General features: G+C 66.9%; 15 protein-coding genes. 5 read left to right on the top strand and 10 right to left on the bottom strand.

Features of this window, described 5'->3' with window-relative positions; all coding sequences use genetic code 11:
- Window positions 1-20: 20 nt before the first annotated feature.
- Genes N8I87_RS15265 through N8I87_RS15255 form a run of 3 tightly spaced genes read right to left on the bottom strand, consistent with a single transcriptional unit; the run spans window position 21 to window position 3,997 of the window.
- The gene (locus N8I87_RS15265; protein WP_263209144.1) at window positions 21-1,850 is read right to left on the bottom strand and encodes a DEAD/DEAH box helicase; all 1,830 of its coding nucleotides are present in this window, start codon (window positions 1,848-1,850) and stop codon (window positions 21-23) included.
- Window positions 1,847-3,262, bottom strand: a complete 1,416-nt coding sequence (locus tag N8I87_RS15260) for a ParB/RepB/Spo0J family partition protein (RefSeq protein ID WP_263209142.1) — start codon at window positions 3,260-3,262, stop codon at window positions 1,847-1,849. Before N8I87_RS15260 ends, N8I87_RS15265 begins: the two co-directional genes overlap by 4 nt.
- A 57-nt stretch (window positions 3,263-3,319) precedes the next feature.
- Window positions 3,320-3,997, bottom strand: a complete 678-nt coding sequence (locus N8I87_RS15255) for a KpnI family restriction enzyme N-terminal domain-containing protein (RefSeq protein WP_263209140.1) — start codon at window positions 3,995-3,997, stop codon at window positions 3,320-3,322.
- A 226-nt stretch (window positions 3,998-4,223) separates the two neighbouring features.
- Between N8I87_RS15255 and N8I87_RS15250 the strand changes: the two genes are divergently transcribed.
- Window positions 4,224-4,913, top strand: coding sequence for a hypothetical protein (locus N8I87_RS15250; RefSeq protein ID WP_263209138.1), 690 nt, complete (start codon window positions 4,224-4,226; stop codon window positions 4,911-4,913).
- Here the strand turns inward: N8I87_RS15250 and N8I87_RS15245 are convergent.
- The 6 genes from N8I87_RS15245 to N8I87_RS15220 form a co-directional block, all read right to left on the bottom strand.
- Window positions 4,891-5,316, bottom strand: coding sequence for a very short patch repair endonuclease (locus N8I87_RS15245; protein WP_411577230.1), 426 nt, complete (start codon window positions 5,314-5,316; stop codon window positions 4,891-4,893). The two genes, N8I87_RS15250 and N8I87_RS15245, sit on opposite strands and share 23 nt — an antisense overlap.
- A 106-nt stretch (window positions 5,317-5,422) precedes the next feature.
- Window positions 5,423-6,181, bottom strand: a complete 759-nt coding sequence (locus N8I87_RS15240) for an NgoMIV family type II restriction endonuclease (protein ID WP_263209135.1) — start codon at window positions 6,179-6,181, stop codon at window positions 5,423-5,425.
- Between the two features lie 2 nt (window positions 6,182-6,183).
- Window positions 6,184-7,194 carry a NaeI family type II restriction endonuclease gene (locus tag N8I87_RS15235; protein ID WP_411577229.1) on the bottom strand — a complete coding sequence of 337 codons (1,011 nt, stop codon included), beginning with the start codon at window positions 7,192-7,194 and terminating at the stop codon, window positions 6,184-6,186.
- 18 nt (window positions 7,195-7,212) lie between these two features.
- Window positions 7,213-10,125 carry a Z1 domain-containing protein gene (locus tag N8I87_RS15230; RefSeq protein WP_263216478.1) on the bottom strand — a complete coding sequence of 971 codons (2,913 nt, stop codon included), beginning with the start codon at window positions 10,123-10,125 and terminating at the stop codon, window positions 7,213-7,215.
- 119 nt (window positions 10,126-10,244) lie between these two features.
- Window positions 10,245-11,825: an ATP-binding protein gene (locus N8I87_RS15225; RefSeq protein WP_263216476.1), complete on the bottom strand. Its 1,581-nt coding sequence runs from the start codon at window positions 11,823-11,825 to the stop codon at window positions 10,245-10,247.
- A gap of 179 nt (window positions 11,826-12,004) precedes the next feature.
- On the bottom strand, window positions 12,005-13,024 hold the full coding sequence (locus N8I87_RS15220) for an SEC-C domain-containing protein (protein WP_263209134.1): 1,020 nt from the start codon (window positions 13,022-13,024) through the stop codon (window positions 12,005-12,007).
- 226 nt (window positions 13,025-13,250) lie between these two features.
- On the opposite strand from N8I87_RS15220, the gene N8I87_RS15215 reads away from it, so the two are divergent.
- On the top strand, window positions 13,251-14,072 hold the full coding sequence (locus N8I87_RS15215) for a class E sortase (RefSeq protein ID WP_263209132.1): 822 nt from the start codon (window positions 13,251-13,253) through the stop codon (window positions 14,070-14,072).
- A gap of 49 nt (window positions 14,073-14,121) precedes the next feature.
- Here N8I87_RS15215 and N8I87_RS15210 read toward each other — a convergent pair whose 3' ends face one another.
- Window positions 14,122-15,534: an MFS transporter gene (locus tag N8I87_RS15210; RefSeq protein WP_263209131.1), complete on the bottom strand. Its 1,413-nt coding sequence runs from the start codon at window positions 15,532-15,534 to the stop codon at window positions 14,122-14,124.
- Window positions 15,535-15,602: 68 nt separating this feature from the next.
- Here N8I87_RS15210 and N8I87_RS15205 point away from each other — a divergent pair, with 68 nt between their 5' ends.
- From N8I87_RS15205 to N8I87_RS15195, 3 genes are all read left to right on the top strand, one after another.
- The gene (locus N8I87_RS15205) at window positions 15,603-16,130 is read left to right on the top strand and encodes a winged helix-turn-helix transcriptional regulator (protein ID WP_263209129.1); all 528 of its coding nucleotides are present in this window, start codon (window positions 15,603-15,605) and stop codon (window positions 16,128-16,130) included.
- Between the two features lie 48 nt (window positions 16,131-16,178).
- Entirely contained in the window at window positions 16,179-16,490 is a 312-nt protein-coding gene (locus N8I87_RS15200; protein WP_263209128.1) for a DUF6412 domain-containing protein, read from the top strand.
- Between the two features lie 106 nt (window positions 16,491-16,596).
- Window positions 16,597-17,313: a YidC/Oxa1 family membrane protein insertase gene (locus N8I87_RS15195; RefSeq protein ID WP_263209126.1), complete on the top strand. Its 717-nt coding sequence runs from the start codon at window positions 16,597-16,599 to the stop codon at window positions 17,311-17,313.
- Window positions 17,314-17,400: the final 87 nt, after the last annotated feature.

Below are 17,400 nucleotides of genomic sequence, written 5' to 3'. Positions count from 1 at the left end.
TCCCGCATATCAGCCGCCCCTCATGGGAGCCGACTGTCCAAGTGCGTGAGGAGGGCATGGATGTCATCGGCGTCCATGCCCAGACCCGTGGTCTCCTCCTCTTGGAGATCGCCGAGTTGGCGCACCGCAGGGTCGTCGAGCACGCTGCCCAGGAAGTGCAGCTTCTTTTCGAGACGCATGGCGACGATTTCGTCGATCGTGCCCCGGGCCGCCAGGACGGTGACGCGCGTCGCGGTGTCCGGAGGCAGCCCCAGCCGGTGAATGCGGTCAAGGCTCTGGAGGAAGCGGCCAGCCATGAAGTCGCGATCCACGTACACGGCGTCGTGGCAGACCTGGTGAAGGCTGATGCCTTCACCAAGGGTCGCGGGATTGGAGATCAGGACCATGCACGACGGGTCCTCGCGGAAGCGGCTGAGCTCAGCTTCCCGGTCCTGGGTAGGGGTGGCGCCGTAAACGGAAGCTGGGGCATGTGGTGCCAGTAGCTCCTCTAGGGTTTTCTGGCTTCGGATGAAGCCAGACCACACCAGTGTCTTGCGGCCGACCCGCGCGTTTCTTGCGACGATTCGAACGGTTTCCGCGTACTTGGGTGAGAGTTCGTGCTGAGGAAGCCGCTGGAGCAGCGTATGCAGGGAGTCGCCATCGGAGACGTCGAGCGCCGGAAGCTGAAAGGCGAGCGGGTCGTAGGGGGTGTCGCTTGGAGCCAGCAGAGCCGGGCTGATCGCAGCCATCAGCATGCGCATCGCTGCCTTGCCGAGAGAGGCCAGGTCACCTCGGCGAGCGGATGGGTCCCCCTTGAGCGCGTTGTACAAATCGCGGTGCAGTGGGGGAAGTTCGACGTAGCGGACTAGCGGTTCGAATGGAGGGAGACCCAGTTCCTTCTTCGTTGTCCGAGTGAACAGCGGACGCAGAGCCTGGCTCGCGTAAGCGAGATCGCCACCGCTGACAGCTTCGACGACGAGCCGCTTTCCGCGTCCTGGCCAGACGAACGAGAGCAGGCTTTCCAGATCCCGGGCACCGTTGGGGGCCGGCGTCCCAGTGAGAATGAGGCGCCGTCGGGCCAGCGGCCCAAGCGATAGGCAGGCAGAACCGTAGGTGCCGCGGGCTCCGAGTTTCATGCGGTGCGCTTCGTCGAGTACAAACATCGCCGGTGCCGAGCGCAGCCACTCTGCAAGACGGCTGACGGAGCCGGACAGCCGCTCGTAGTTGACCAGGAGGACATCAGCTTCGGGGTCGAGGGATCCGTTGTCCATTACGGAAGTCAGCAGGGGCTCCTTGAAGCAGGCGTCCCCCTCGAATTGCCAGGCTTCGTATGCTGATTTGGGACAGATGACGAGCAGGCGCCTGACTTCGCCTCGCTCACGGAGGGCGCTGAACATTGCCAGCGCCGTGCGGGTCTTTCCGGCTCCTGGAACGCTGAAGTTCGCACCATGGCCCAGGGACAGCAGTCCTCCGATATCCCGGAGCTGGAATGACGTGAGGTCCGCCTGCCAGCCTGCGCCCAGCAGTGCAGGGACATCCTCTGGTGTGATTGGTGCCCGCTGGACGTCGCTAGCTGGTGAGCTCAGCCGGTCCTGGACGGTTTCGGCGTCGTCAAGAACGCCCGTGACCAGGGTGGCCAGCTCAGGTTCCCATTCGACGTCAACGTAGGGCCAGTCCGCCAGTTCGCCAATGGAGGACAGGAAACTGTCCATATCGGCATCCGACGTCAGCGGGCCCCGCTGGCCCCCCGGAGTCACTCGGGTGGCCAACATCCCGAAGTCCGCCTCAAGGCCTGGCCGGGCACGGAGTACAGCCCGCGTCCTTGTGACGTCGAAGGTGATACGGAGAGAGGGGAGGTCAGAGTGGGTCATCGCTGACTTCCCACGGCCTCGCGCAGCCACGACAGGCCCTCACCTGGGAGTTGGATGCTCTTTGACGCCTCGGCGGACACCTTGGCCAGCGCCTGCCGGAGCGCGATCAGAGTGTCATCGAATGCGCCCTCGTCCAGGCTGTTGTTGCCCCGCGCTAGCACCAGGTCCGTAACGCACTGCTGAAGTTCGTCGACTGCCGCGTTGACACGGTCGGGAGCCGCAAGCCGCTTCTTCCGGTCGCGGATCGCCTTGTGAGCGGCGTGGATCGACTCCTCGAAGGCATCCCTCAGCGCGGACACGGAGTTGTTGGCTTCAGTGAGCTCTTCCGCGGTCACTGTGGTCGCGGACTTCCGCGTGGCCTTTGCCCTAAGGAGCATGTCAGTGAGGGCGCGAGCTCCAGCTGTTTCGGAACTTGGTGCCGGCACGGAACGACTAAGACCAGGGATGGAGACCGTCTTCGGCGGCTCCGGGGCCACGGTGTGGGGTCCTTCAGGCAAGTGACGTTCCAGGTATTTCTCCCGGAAGTCGATACGGATGTTACGAATGTCGGTCTTGGCGAAATCGAGGACAATGGCCGCCAGTCGGTATTCGAGAAGTGTGTCGGCCTTCTCCTTGTTCTTGGCCTTCTCCTTGACATAGGTCCGGTACAGCTCGGCGAAGCTCTCCTTAGCGTCCTCGAAGTCCATGAGACGCAGTTTGATCCGGCCGTGCTCGCTGCGCTTGACCAGGTCGCGCAACTGCCCGAGGACCCATGTGTCCCGTTCCAGTGCGGGTGTTGAAGTCTGAAACAGCTTGGCGATGGCCGCGAAAGGAAGCCCCAGGCGGATTTGCTCCTCAATGGCCATCAGCTTGTTGATGTAGGAGTACTCGCGCCGTTGGTCCGGCCTGAGCTGCAACGACAGTTCGACTGAGCAGATATCGTCCCAGTTGCAGCTGGCCGGCAGTACACCCACGCGGATGGACTGGACACCCAGTTCCTTGAGCGCGGCCCGGCGGGTGTTGCCGTTGACGAGAACACCTTCGCGAGAGATGAGTCCCGGCTCGTTCTGGCGGTGTTCGCGAAGACTCTCCATCAGCTTGTCGAAGTCTGGGTCGCGCTGGTGAGGGTCAGACGGCATCGCTGTCAGCAGGTGGTGCAGATAGCCCTGGCCGGCGTCCGACCAGTGATCCTTCGTCAGTTCCTCTTCTTGTACTGGGTCGTGGGCGCGCTGCGCGCTGATCCTGTGCGTTGCGGGGTTGTAATAGAGCCGGTCCACCGGCATGTCGATGACTTCGACGTGAATAGGGCGGCCCCGGAACTCCACGCGGAGTGTTTCAGGCACTGCGTCACCGGCACGCGCGTCCTGGAGCCGCTGCTCGACCAGGGCGCGGTTCTCTTCAGAGATCGGGGGGACGCCGAAGTCCGTCGGCATTGGTACCTCTCGTAGGAGTGAACTGGGGGGACTGTTGGTGGGGGCGTCGGCGGGCGCCTAGTTCAGGCCATCTCGAAAGGCTTCACGTGCCTCGGCCGGCAGTGCCCGGTACTTAGCCCAGACGTCCTCAACGGAGCTGAACGTCCGAGCGTCCTTCTTGATCCAAGACTTCAGGATGTCGAGTTCGAGCGAGGGCAGTGAGGCGGCCTCGGAGAGCAAGGCCGACACGTCGTATGCGGAACCTATGCCACCGACGCGACAGCGGTTGCATTCGACGACGTACTGGAGGGTCTTCGTGCCGTCCGGCAGCAGGACTTCCCGTTTCGCCACGTCGAGTTGAGCCGTGACCTCCGAGTCGGCGTACACGTCCCCCGGGGCAGCGCCGCATGAACCGCATTTGTGGTTGTAGCTAGCAAGCAGCTCCCTGCGCTGAGTCACGGTGATGGCGCTCTTGGGCTTAGTACCGCGGCCCGGCTCCCAGACGGGGGCGCCGCGCTGTACGAAGCGCTGCTCGTTAGCGCCGAGGTCGATGTCCTCGCGGTTGGTGTCGATCTTCCACCCGAAATCCCGGAGGTCACGCATGCGGCGGTCGATCTGGGCCACATCCGGAAACGCCGCACGCAGTTCAGCCTTGGTGAAGATGTTCCCTTCACTGACCACCTGGACGAGCCAGAGTGCGGCGCGCTTCATCGTGCCCAGTTTGCTGTCCTGCCACGAAGGCAAGGTCGTGCTCATCCGCCACCTCGCAGAGCGTGAGTGGGCCAGCCTGACTGCTGCTCAGGATGGTTGATTCCTGACAGTGGCCCGTTGGCACAACCGAACTCTAAGTCCGTCTGAATTGGAAGTGATTGAGTGTCCAGATGTGCATCCGGACATATATGAGGCACCAGTTGTGGATGGGCGGCGGCACACTGTTGTCGAATGCTGCTGATTCCATGCCGTGAGAACACAAGGAGCTGGCGTGCCGCGATCTGGCCACTTCAGAGAACTGGAGGAAGAAATTCCGGATGAGAGAAGGGCCCTGGCCAGGGCCTTGCGCGGTCTCATGCCAGTGATCGGGCTCTCGCTGAGGCATACACATCAGGCACTGGCCGGGCGTAACCGCAGTTGTGACACCTCACCGAGCGCGCTCTCTGACCTGCTCAACGCGCGCATAGGCAAGCCCAAGCGAGATGTGGTCCGTGCCCTGTACGACCTGGCGGAGTCCACCGCGGGGAGGGACCGTGCCCGCATGCCGGTCACCTGGGAAGAACTCGAGAATCTCCGGCTGAAGGCGTGTGAACCGCCGGCTCTCCTCTGCGTGAACTGCCAGTCACCGGTGTTGCCGGTCCCCCCACAGGAGGAGGACCGGCAACACAGCCAAGGGCGGTGGCCCCCGGTGGTGAACTTGTTGGCCTTGAAGCAGACCAGAAGAGCCGAGGATGTCGCCGGCATCCTGAGGCATGTTGGCCTGGTAGCTGGCCCGGCGGAAGTGGCGAACGCGGTGGTCGCGTGCCGAGCGAGCGGGCTGTGTCCTGAGGCAGATTTGATTCTTGAGTATGCGCAAGGCAGCCGAGATGGACGTCAACTTGCAGAGGTTGCCTATGAGTTCATGAGGATCGGCGACAACGTCACGGCTCGGACCGTGCTCAAGGTCTCTCTCGCTCAGTAAGAGTGTCGGGCCTGCTGTTTGGCACCGCTGGGCGCCTTGATGTCACTGCTTGGCAGATTGCCGCACTGCACTCTTCCGCTGACTCGTGCTCCCAGAACCGCAAGACGAGCCAGCCGGCCGCCCGCAGACGTTCATCCGTATCGCGGTCGCGGGTGACGTTCCGGGCCACTTTGTCGGACCAGTAGCCAGGGTTGGTCTTCGGAGGAACGTAATGATCAGGGCAGCCGTGCCAATAGCACCCATCGATGAAGACGGCTACTTTCGTGGGCCGGAAGACCATGTCGGCGGTGCGGCGAAGGTCTGAGAGCGGGCGGGCCGCCACTCGGTATCGCAGACCTTGAGCGTGTACCAGCCGACGGATGAGGCGCTCCGGAGTTGTGTCGCGACTGCGGATCGCCTGCATGTTGCGGCGGCGCGCGGCGGACGAGGCCCATGAGCCCTCGGGGGGCGTCCACGCGGCCTGGGGCTGATTTGGTTCGGAGGCAGGAGTAGTCATCTGTAGTGAGTAGTCACCAGCCGGACAGGGTCGGCAGCAGCATGCCATACGGGAGGAGACGGCCCTGTTCGATGATCTCGCTGAGATCATCCCTTTGCTTGGTGTTGCCGACTTGGGCCACTGCGATTCTCAGGGCGTCGAAGGCTACGTGGTAAATGGCATCGGCTTCTCCCGTCCCGCGGGCGATCGAGGCGAGCCGACTGGGCATGGGCTCTGCGGTGACCACCGTCAGATGAGGGAGTCGGCCGCGCCTGTGCCTGATCATCTGGAGGAACTCATGGCGTACGTTCTGTACGCGATCTGACCTGATTGTCCATTTGCAGGATACCGCCGCATGGAGATGAGGACGGATGCCGGTCTCTGCCGCGAGATGCGTGATGCCTACCGTGACGTCGGGCTTGATGAGGTAATCGCGGCCCAGATCAACACGGAGAGTAGGGTTCTCGCGCACCGCTTTGGCCACTCTGTCCAGGTGCTCATACTGCGCGAAGTCGGCCACGGTCTTCTTGTGGTCAACATGCCATATGCGTTCCGGAGCCTCAGCGGGCAGCGCGGTTTTCAGGTGATCACAGACCGCGTGTTCCAATGCGGGGCCAAGGCTGTCCGGCGCGCTGGGAAGCACGACATCGGGTTCCACTCCGAGCGCCTCGAGAGTGTGTTTCGCGAGCAGCTTGGACGTATCACTGTCGGAGTCCGCATTGTTGGGGACGAGCTTCCCGGTCTTCTCCAGTTTCTTCCAGCCGAGAAGGGAGGCAGCGAACGGCGCGTTCATGGTCAGTCCTGTCTGGTGTGTGAGGGCAGGGCCGGGGCGGGTTCAACGGCATCGTCTGGCCGGGCGAGGACCCATTCCCTCCCATCCAGGGGGACGCGTGCGGCGCCTTCGTGATGAGGTCTTGCCGGGACCACCCGGGCGCTGACGAATTCGCCTTCCTCAGGAAGCGGGAGACCGAGTCGGCCGGCGATCTCGCGATGGCTGGCATAGTCACCCATGATGAGGATTCCCTCGGGCCTCAGCGCTGACCTGCAGCCGCCGTTGCCGCGGACTCGCTTCATGTAGTCCTTCTGCTGGGCCACCGTGCGTACTACGTTGCGGCCGATGCGTCGCCTCTGTACGCGTCGGAAGAGCTCGTTCAAGCGCCGCTGGCCCGAACCTGCGGCGAATACGGCGTCCCGGTCCGCGGCGTCCATGTGGAGGATCACGTTCTCGGGGAGTTCCTCATCGCGCCACAGCCACTGGATCTTGTCCCGCTGGCCGGCCTTGATGGTGAGCTTAAGGTCCCGGTTGTTTCCCGTGTTCAGCCACTCACTGCGTATCCGTATGAGGCCGGCGCTCCACAGCGACTTGTAGTCGTCTGCCCAAGCCAGCAGACAGAGGTGGCCTACCGCCTCCGGGGGAATCATCCAGCCGCCGAACTGCTGCGAGTACTTGCAGTCCACGTCGACACCGGCGATCTGGTAGTCCATCGTGTCGCCGTCCGCGAACTCGAACTCACGCTGCAAATTGATCTCTACCAGAGTCCCCGCATGGGTTTTCTCGGTCTTGAAGAGCGTTTTCCAGTCATAGCGTCCGGTGACCTCCCCGTTGAGCAGCTGGTCGATCGTGTTGCGAAGAACTCTGGCGAACCGTCGGCCTGTGGGGTCGAGCGCCTTGATGTGCTTGTAGACCTTGTCCAGTTCGGAGTCCGGCCCGGACGCCGCCCGCCGTAGAGCCACCGAAGCAGCGGCTCTGATGTCGGCTTCTTCGAAAGGAAGCATGCTGTCCTTCGTCGGTGAGTCATCCGTCACGCGTGGAGCTGTGGTGTCTCAGGATGCATCGACGATAACGGCATCCGGACGACTGGAGTCCCTCGCCTGGAAGCGCACGAGCTGCCGTGCCGAGTCGATGGCGGACTTCGGCGGAATCACGGTGAACGCCATGATGACCCTGTCAGGTGCGGCCGTTCCGTTCGCGATAACCGCACTCACCTCGTCGTCCTCGGTGGCATCGACGACGGGATACAGGATGACGACGCCACGAGTTACCCCCAGGGCTGGGACGTTGCCTCCAGCGGAGTCTGAGTCGGGCCGGTCGATCAGCTGCTGTGCGTACAAGCGGTGCTCCAGACCCGAGATACGACCGAAGGACAGTTTTCCGGACTGGCGGCCCCGGCGGAACAGGGAGAAGGGGCCCTGTCCCAGCACGGTTGCCTCGATCCGATTGCGCAGTGTGCGCTGCGGAGCGATGATCAGCCAGTCGTCGACCTTGGCCAGGCGTCCGTCTAGCTGGGACAGGTAGGTCAGATGTGGGGCGAGGACGTTGCCCTCCTCCCACTCCAGCGAGCTGAGGATAGAAAGGAGCTGGTCGTGGGGGATGACCGCTGTAGCTGCCTGGAAGCTGCGGGGCAGTGGTGAGGTCGTATCCGGTCGCAGAACGCAGGTTGTCGAGGTGCCGCTGACCGCTGCGAGGACGGGCCTCCAGCGCTCGGCGTTCCGTACGGTCATCTGGGCGTCCTGCGGGTACGCCGCCGGCTCGATCGGCCTGCCCGGCGACCGCACCTCCACCAGCTCCGCGTTGAACATCTTGTTGCGGGCCGACGGATTCACCCAGGACAAGTGCTGGGCCACCAGCGGCGGGATCTGGGCGGGGGTGACCTGGGGTCGGCCGTCCACCAAGTGGGCGTAGCGGGCCAGTTCGGCGCGGAAGAGTTCTTCGTCGCGGCAGATTGCCTCGAAGGCCTCGTACAGGTCCACTGTCTTGGTGTTGCGGCCACGGCCGAGAGCCTCTTCGCGGCCGATATAGAGGCGGACGAGGTCCCGGTACCCGGGCCGGAATCCGAACCAGCGGCCCATCTGCATCAGGGTGTCTGCTTGCTGGGTCGTGCGGCGGTAGTACGTGATCGTCAGACCCTCGACCGTGAAGCCCCGGGACAGCTTGGTGCCGCCGACCAGGATCTTCCATACGTTCGGGGTGCGGTCGAAGTCCAGGTCGGGCTGGGCGTAGTCGCGTTCGCTGTCTCCGTTGACCACGATCACCGGCGTGCCGCCCTTGTTGATGAGGCGGCGGGCCTCGGCGACGTAGGGCTTGAGGTCGCCGTATGCCGTGGGTGTGGGCAGAGAGCCTTCGGCGTAGGTGTGGAAGTCCCTCTCGAAGAGGGACGTGAGACGGGCGTGGCCTTCCGGGCCCGTGTACGCCGCGTTGTGCCACATGGTGTTGATACGCAGGGCGAGCGCGGCGTGTTCGGCCATGCGGACCGATTCATGCACGAGCATCGTGTGGTGCCGGAACGGGCCGGAGGGGACACCGTGATCGGCGCGGTAGAGCTTCAGAGCGCCCGTGAGGACGAAGGCGTCCAAGGCCTCTTGGAGGCGGTCGCCCGTGGAGTCGTAGATGCCTCGGACATGCGTCTTCTCGGCCTCGCCCTCGCCGTCGTCGACAGTGTCCAGGTCATGGAAGTCCTGAACGCCCATGTAGCCGGTGGGACGGGGGAGGGAGATCAGGAAGTCGCGCGGGAAGAGGTCCTCCTCGTCGCCCGGGTCGATGAACACGTTGGCGAAGGGGGTCGCCGTGTAGCCCACGTACTGGGCACGAGGCAGGAGCTTGAGGAGTTTGCTGATCTGGCCGTTGATCGCGGTGCGGGTGACCGTGCCGGCCTCCCACTTCTTCGGGTCCGTCGTGTTCACCGAGGCCTGGTCCGACTCGTCGTCGATGATCAGGGCCGGTATCTCGCCGAGGATCGGGCCTATCTTCTTGAGGTCCTTGACCAGCTTCTCCAGTACCGACTTGTTCTTCTTCACGACCATGACGCGGGCTCGGGCCGCATGCAGGTTCGCCGACTCGTACAGGGGACGGGTGCGGTCCGGCTTCTCGAACTCCAGGGCGCTGATGCCGCGCTCCAGTGCCATGTAGTCACGGTCGCGAGAGGTCAGACGCTCGATGTCGAAGGCGCCGAGCGTGGAGGGGCGGGCACCGAACGAGACGAACTTCGCGGGCCAGTCCTCGTCGTCCTGATAGTCGATGCCGACCAGAGCGTCCGGGTCGTTCGGGTCGGCGGCGCCCAGGATGTTCTCCTGGCCGATCAGTTCCATGTCGAGCCGGCGCTGGGTCTGGCCGCGCAGCAGGTTCAGGGTGCCGCCCAGAACGATGACCAGGCGGTAGCCCGCGTCGATGGCCTTGGCGGTGACGCCGGTGAAGTTGGCGGTCTTGCCGGACTGTACGTAGCCGACGACGAGTCCGCGCGCGCCGTAAGGGTCGTCACGGGTGGGGTCGGCGAGCCGCTCCACGACCGCATGGGCGGCCTCGTCCAGACCGGAGACCGCCGCGTCGCTCCAGCCCTTGCGGCGCAGCAGCCGTTCGTACGAAGCCCAGTAGAAGGAGCGGTTCGCCGCCTGCTCCCGGGTGTACCAGGGCTGAAACTCGCGACTGATGGTGACAGGTCCCGGTTCTTCGTGGACCGGCACGGCCGCGTCGAGCGCCTTGCGCAGATCCGCGCCGAACGCGAGCTTGTCGTAGACCTCGGCGCGGCGCTCCCGGGTGCGAGGCGCGGTGGCCGACCACGTGGGGGACTGTTCGAAGTCCCACGCCGTGAGCTTGCGGCGCCAGAGGACGAGCAGTTCGTCGCCGGGTTCCGCGGCCAGGACGCGGTCGCGGAACCGGGACACGTCCGTGTCCGCCGGTTCGTCGGTGTCGGCGAGCACGAAGGCGAGCTTGGCGAAGTGTTTGGGGCCGCGTCGGCTCATCGCGTCGAGGACCTCGCCGTGGAGGTCGGTGAGATGGTCGGGAGTGGGCGTGTTCTCAACGGTCACGGCGGCTGGGTGGCCTCTCTGAGTGTGCGGGAAGATCTGGGGGAGAGGGTGGACTAACCCTCGGCGCGGGCGAGTTCGGCCCGTACCGCGGTGACGAGCACGCTGTTCCACAGAGCGACCTTGTCGGTCTGGTTGGCCCAGACGCGCTCCTTCTGGAAGATCTCGTTGAGCATCAGATAGAGAAGGCTCTTGAGGACCGGGGCGTCGTTGGAGCCCCCGCGTCGGCCGCCGTTGAAGGCGTGCCGGTAGTCCCTGTTGAGGACAACCTGGCGCTCCTTGTGGTCGATCGTGAAGAGCAGTTCGGTGGGGTCGACGCCGGGTGGCACGTCGAGCCTGGCCCAGGTGAAGGTGATGGGCTCATCACCCTCCAGTTGAGGTAGTTCGTCCCGCAGTGTCCGCTTCAGCTTCGGGTCGATGCCCTTGCCGGGTGGGATGACGGCCGTGCGCTTGACCTCGGTGCGCCGCTTGGCGGCTTCGCGGTAGGCCGCCTCGGCATCGTGGACGTACTCGGAGAAGGTGTGGTCGGTGGTCGGGGCTGCCGCCTTCTCCAGTCCTCGGGCGAACGCCGGAGTGACCTGGACGCCGTCCTTCTTGACGGTCAGGGCGAACACGTCGTTGGGCTCGGGCGGCAGATCGACAGCGATGCGGGCGAGGGCGAGGTGGCCCTCCGGGCTCCGGGTGTCGTTCCAGCCGCCGGCCTGGACGAGTCGGTCGTTGCGGTAGAGGTAGAAGCCCTGGCGCTCGGCGAGCGGACCGATGCCGCGGTACGCGACGAGCGGTGACTTGGGCGGCCATATGTGCGCGGTGAGCGCGACGTCGCCGACGCCCTCGACAGGCGCGACGTACGTACGGGGATAACCGGGGCGGCCCGGGACCCGGTAGCCGAACGGGTCGATGTGCTCCACACCCCGGTGGTCCAGTTCCTCCCGGGTGTGGACGTCCTCGACGACGATGTCCACGTGGAAGCCGTCGCGGGCGAGGAACCGGTGGAGGTAGAGACCGAGGTGGGTCTCGAGCCGTTCGATCGCGTCATTGAGGTAGCGGTCGGTCTGACCGGTGGTGATGGTCTCGAACGTGCGCACCTGGTCCCAGCGCACGATCGTGCCGTGCCAGCCGATGATCCCGTCGTAGCGGTCGACCAGGCTCTGGCAGTACGTCGCGTCGACGATGTCACAGGTGAAGTCGGCCTGCGCGCGGGCGGTGAGCCAACGGCGGCCGGCCGACGGGCTGCTCTTGGTCCGGCTGATCACGGTGAGCGCATCGGCGTGCGAGAGGGATGCGGCCTTCAGCCCGGCGCCGAAGTGCCCGAGGGCACCGGTGGCATACGTCTCGCGGCCGCCGACGGTCATCGCCGTGTCGAGGCCCGCCTCGTCCATGCCGTGGCCGTCGTCGATGACGAGCAGGCCGACGAGGCGGTCTCGACCGCCGCGCTCACCGGTGTCCCGCAGGAAGCTCACGACGACGTTGTGGGCTCCGGCGTCGATCGAGTTGTCGATCAGGTCGGCGATGGCCGCCTCGAAGCCGTAGCCCTGGTGCGCGAGCGATTCGAATGACCTGGCCGCCGGGGGGAGCCGCTTGCTGCCGTTCGTGGGTACGTCGAACTGCCACTCCGAAGATGGCTGGTAGGGCGGCATGCAGGTGTTCCTCGCGGGGCGGGACATGCCCGGGATGCGTACGGGCATGCCAGTTCAGCTGGTCATATGTGACGTTATCGTGAGCGAGTTGTGAAGGAGTAACGGGATCAGAACAAATACGCTCGATGTCCTGGATGCGTTCCAGGGTGGCGGGCCCCGGGGGCGTGACGCCTCCGGTCTCAGGCTTCGGGGATCCCGTGGCAATCCTGGTACTGCCGCCCCGCCCCACACCAACACTCCGTTCCCCTCTGCGGAGGCCAAGCCACAGCCCGCCCCCGAGCCGCCAAGGTCGTCGCATACTGCGGCAGCAAGGTCACGTCCCCCGGCGACGACCCCTCCGACGCCGCGAACGCCTCATAAGAAGGCACCGTTCCCGTCACGATCCCCAGGTTCGGTGTCCCGGAGGACGCCAGCTCCCGCAGCGAGGCCTCTATCGTCGTGAGGTGGTCCTCGCGGGACGGGTACTCCGTCGCCAGGGAGGGGTACGCCTCCACCAGTTCTGCCAGTTCGCTCTGGGCCCAGTGCAGGACGGCGACCGGGAAGGGGCGGGACAGGGCCTCGCGGTAGGCGCCGAGTTCCGCTCGGAGGCGGGAGATTTCCGCTTCCAGTTCCGCCGGGTTGTCCGAGCCCAGGGACCACACCCGCTTGGGGTCGTGCAGCTCGTCCAGGGACACCGGTGAGGAGTGCAGGGTGTCGGCCAGGGCGTCCCAGTCGTCGTGGGGCAGGCCCAGCATGCGGCGTACCCGGTGGCGGCCGAACAGGAGGGGGCGGGTCGAGTACGGGGGTTCCGTCACGTCCGTCAGGAGCAGGGTCGTCCCCTCCGTGAACGTGGCCTGCGCCGCCTCCAGCTCGTCGTGGGACTCCAGGGCCTCGGCGACGATCACCCAGGGGGCCGCGTCCCGCGGGGCGGACGCGCGGACTCCGTCGATGATCGCGCGGGCCTCGGCCTCATGGCCGTACTCCCAGAGGTTCGAGGCCTTCAGGGCCCGTACCAGGTGGGGGTTCTCCAGTGTGTCCGGGGTGGACAGCAGGCGGTCGTAGAGCGTGGACGCGGCGGGGCGGTTGCCGGCCAGTTCCAGGTGGGCCGCGGACTGCAGCAGCAGGGCCTCGGCGTCCGCGGGGTACAGGCCGGCGGTCCGCTCCAGGCGTGCCGCTTCGGCGGTGTGGTCGACGTTCTCGGCAGGCGTGTCGGGGCGCATGGGGGACACCGTACTGCCGACCGATGACATGGGGAGAGGTATGCGCTGGTCGGCAGAGCCGCAGAGCTACGGAGTCGTCAGGATTTCCGGATTCCTGTGGGGGCGGGGCCGGGGCGGTGGCTGATGTCGGCCGGCATCCGCCAGGAAGGCTTACGGCTCTGGTGAGTTGGAGTCGTGCGCCTTATCGTGCGGGCGGCGTCCCGGGCCGGGTAGGGGAGGCGTTCGTATGCGGGCTTCCGTCGTTCGCGTGGTGCAGCACAGCAGCCGGCGGAGGCGTGCGCGGCGCCGGCGGGCGGTGTGGGCCGGGGGTGAGGTCCTCGTGACCGTCGGGGTCGTACTCCTGCTGCTGGTCGTGCATCAGTTGTGGTGGACCAACCGGGAGGCCCGGCGGGGAGCCGAGCGGAAGGTGGAGGCGTTGGAGCGGGAGTGGGGGGCGGGGGGTGGTTTCTCCGACTCCTCCGAGGTGTCTGCCGGCGCACAGGAGCCCTCCGCCGAGTCCGCCGCTCCGCCGTCGGGAAGGGGAACCGGTACGGGTACGGGAGCGGCCGGGCGGCAGCGGTCGTACGTCACCGTCGGCTCGTCGCTTCCGCGAAGCTCCCAGGCGTACGCCATCCTGACCATCCCCCGACTCCACCTGCGCGTGCCGGTCGCCGAGGGCGTGAGCAAGCCGGACGTCCTCAACAAGGGGTACGTCGGTCACTACCCCGGCACCCAACAGCCGGGCCAGGCAGGCAACTTCGCGGTCGCGGGGCATCGGAACACCCACGGCGAGCCCTTTCGGTATCTACCGCGGCTGCGGCCGAAGGACCTCGTCGAGGTCAAGACCAGGTCGGCGACGTACACGTACAGCATCGACAAGATCCTTCCGCGGACCTCGTCCCGGGACTCGGGCGTGATACGGCCCGTACCGCGCTCCGTTGTGCGCCCCGCGTACGGCTACGACGATCCCGGCTACTACATCACCCTGACCACCTGTACCCCGGAGTTCACGTCCAGGTACCGGATGGTGGTGTGGGGGAAGCTGACTTCGATGCGGCCCCGGTCGTAGTCAGCCCGACCGAGGAGCCTTCAAGCGTGAGGAGCACAACGACGGTCGATCATCCCCGCTCCCGCAGCGCCACCACACTCCCCGCCCCCACCACGGCCAGCGCCGCCGACACCACGATCGCCGCGTTCGTGCCCTGGCCGAAGCCGCCGGAGGAGGACGTCACCAGGGCGATCGTCAGGGCCACGCCCGCGCAGGAGCCGATGTAGCGGAACGTCTGCTGGGCGCCCGAGCCCATCGCCGCTCGCGCGACCGGTACCGACTCCACCGCCAGCAGCGGCAGCGCGGCGTTCAGCAGGCCGCTGCCGATGCCGCCGAGGATCAGTCCGGGGATCAGGCGGGGCCAGGAACCTGCGGTGATCGCGCCGAGCATCGTCAGGGCGCCGGCGGCGTGCAGGAGGAAGCCGATGGCCAGTTGCAGGCGCGGGGGCACGCGGCCCGCCAGGCGTTTGGCCTGCAGGGCCACCGTGAAGGACAGGCCCGACCAGAGCAGGAACAGCCAGGCCGTGTTCATCGCGGACATGTGCAGCGCCTGCTGCAGCACGGCGGGGAGGAAGCTGAACAGGCCGATCACCGTCAGGCCCGTGAACAGGCCGGCCGCCGACGACGCCAGGAAGCGGCGATGGCGCAGCAGGCCCAGGTCGATCATGGGGGTGCTCACCCGTCGCTCCACCAGCGAGAACAGCGCGAGCAGGAGGACGGCCGCCGCGAACAGCAGCCCCACCGGTGCCCGCAGCCAGCCGTCGCGGCCCAGGGTCAGGGCCGCGACCAGTGCCACCAGCGCCGGACCGAAGGTCAGCGCGCCCAACAGGTCCGGACGGCCGCCCCGAGGGGAGCGGGACTCCGTCAGCGGGCGGACGGCCAGCCCGGCCACGACCAGGGTCGCCGCGCCCAGGACGCCGTACGCCACCCGCCAGCCGGGCAGGGATCCGGCGACCAGAGGGCCGACCGCGATGCCGCCGCTGACGAAGGCACCCCACACGCCCGTCGCGTGCAGTCGGCCCCGCGGGCTCGGGAAGGCGGCCACCAGCAGGCCCAGGCTGCTCGCCAGGATCGCCGCGCTGGCCGCGCCCTGGGCGATGCGGGTCAGGGTGAACACCCAGGTCGTCGTGGACAGGGCGCTGAGAGCCGTGGTCAGGCCGAGGGCCAGCGTGCCCAGCAGGAAGATCCGGCGGCGTCCGTAGTCGTCGGCCAGGCTGCCCGCCACCAGGAGCAGGGCGGCCAGGCCCAGCGGGGTGCCGTTCAGGAGCCAGGCCTGGGCCGAGACGGAGGTGTGCAGGGCGGCCACCGTGCCGGGGAGCGTGACCACCGGGGCCGTGTACGTCATCAGCGACACCGCCGTCGCGGCGCTGGTCAGGGCGAGCGTGGCCCGGGGGTGCGTGGCCCCAGGGTGTGGGGGTGCTTCCGTCTTCGGGGCCGTGTTCGTCGCCGCGTGCTGGAGAGTTCTTTCATTGAACCTGGTCATGGGTGTACCGTAACACCGTCGGTTCGGTCATTGAACCAACATTTCGGAAAGTGGCTAAGGTGGACGCCATGGCACTGGGCAAGGACTACGCGACGCAGGAATGCTCGATCGCCCGCGCGCTGGAGATCGTCGGCGAGCGGTGGACGCTCCTGGTGGTGCGCGACGCGCTCTACGGCGTCCGGCGGTACAACGACTTCCTCGTCCACCTCGGCATCCCGCGTGCCGTCCTCTCGGCCCGCCTGAAGACGCTCACCGAGGAGGGGATCCTCGAAAAGCACCGGTACCAGGAGTCGCCGCCACGGGACGAGTACGTCGTGACCGACCGCGCCATCGCCCTGTGGCCGGCGCTGCGGGCGCTCGCGCTCTGGGGGCGGGAGCACTTCAGCGAGACCCAGCTGCGTTACTTCCGGCACGCGGAGTGCGGTACGGAACTCGGGTCGTACGGCGAATGCCCCGCGTGTGGAACCTTCGTACCCCCCGCGGACGTCCTCATTACGCCGGGACCTGGACTCGATCCCGACCCGGCCGATCCGGTCAGCCGGGCGCTCCTCAAGCCCAAGCGCTTGTTGGAGCCCCTTGAGACCGGACACGCATAAGCAGCGCGAGTACACGCGCGTTCAGGTCGTCGAAAGGAGGAGCAGGCCATGGTTCGCCGCTGGGCATCCCCGCGTCCCGCCGCCGTCCTGCTCCTCCTGGTGCTCGACATCGCGCTCCTCGACACCGGCACCCTCTCCGCCACCGTCGCGCTCGCCGCGACCGCCGCGGCCGGGTCCGCCCTCGCCCTCTGCTCCCTGATCGCCGCCCGCTGCGCGCCCGCCGTGCCGCCCACCCGGGTGCGTACGGCCATCCGCGACCGCGACCGCCGTACGGCCTTCCTGCCGCAACGCGATCCCGACGCCTCGGGGCGGCCACGTCCCCGAGCGCCCGGACAGGCCCTCCCGGCGACCACCGCGTAGGGCGATCACCCCCCGAAACACATAGGTGACCCCGCGCGGGTCGTCATGCCGCCATGCCGCCATCCCGCATCACTCCGGCACGACGAGACCCACGGAGGGCTCACCCATGTCCGTTTTCGCCAACCTGGTCGAGCAACTCGCCGATCTGCTCCAGCCGCTCTTCCACGCCTCCGCGGCCGCGGCCGCGATCGTCGTGTTCACCGCGCTCGTACGGCTGCTCGTGCATCCGTTGTCCCGGGCCGCCGCCCGCGGTCAGCGCGCCCGTGCCGCGCTCCAGCCGAAGGTCGCCGAGCTGCGGAAGAAGCACGCGAAGAATCCGGAGAAGCTCCAGAAGGCGGTGCTGGAGCTGCACGCCGAGGAGAAGGTCTCACCGCTGTCCGGGTGTCTGCCCAGCCTCCTCCAACTGCCCGCCTTCTTCCTCCTCTACCACCTGTTCTCGAACTCGACGATCGGCGGGGAGAGCAACGGGCTGCTGACGCATCAGCTGTTCGCGGCCCCGCTGGGCGGGCGCTGGGCCGACGCCCTCGGTGACGGCGGGGTCTTCGGCGGCGACGGGCTCGTCTACCTCGCCCTCTTCGCCGTCGTCGCCGCCGTCGCCACCTTCAACTACGTCCGTACGAAGCGGATGGCGGGCGTCGGCGCTTCGGTGCCGGTGGGGGACGGGGGCGAGCAGGTGCCGGGGCTCGCCGCGGTCGGCAGGATCATGCCCTTCATGTCGTACCTGACGATCGTCACCGTCGCCGTGGTGCCGCTGGCCGCCGCGCTGTACGTCGTGACCAGCACGACCTGGAGCGCCGTGGAGCGCGCGGTGCTCTATCGCTGAGCACCGCCCGGTTACGGTCCAGTACGTGAACCGGGTGTTGCGGACTGGACCTCGACCTTGGAGGATCGACCAGTCCTCCGATGGCTG

Source organism: Streptomyces sp. HUAS 15-9, assembly GCF_025642155.1.
GTDB lineage: Bacteria > Actinomycetota > Actinomycetes > Streptomycetales > Streptomycetaceae > Streptomyces.
The sequence above is the reverse complement of the archived record's forward strand: the minus strand, read 5'-3'. Positions and strand labels throughout refer to the sequence as shown.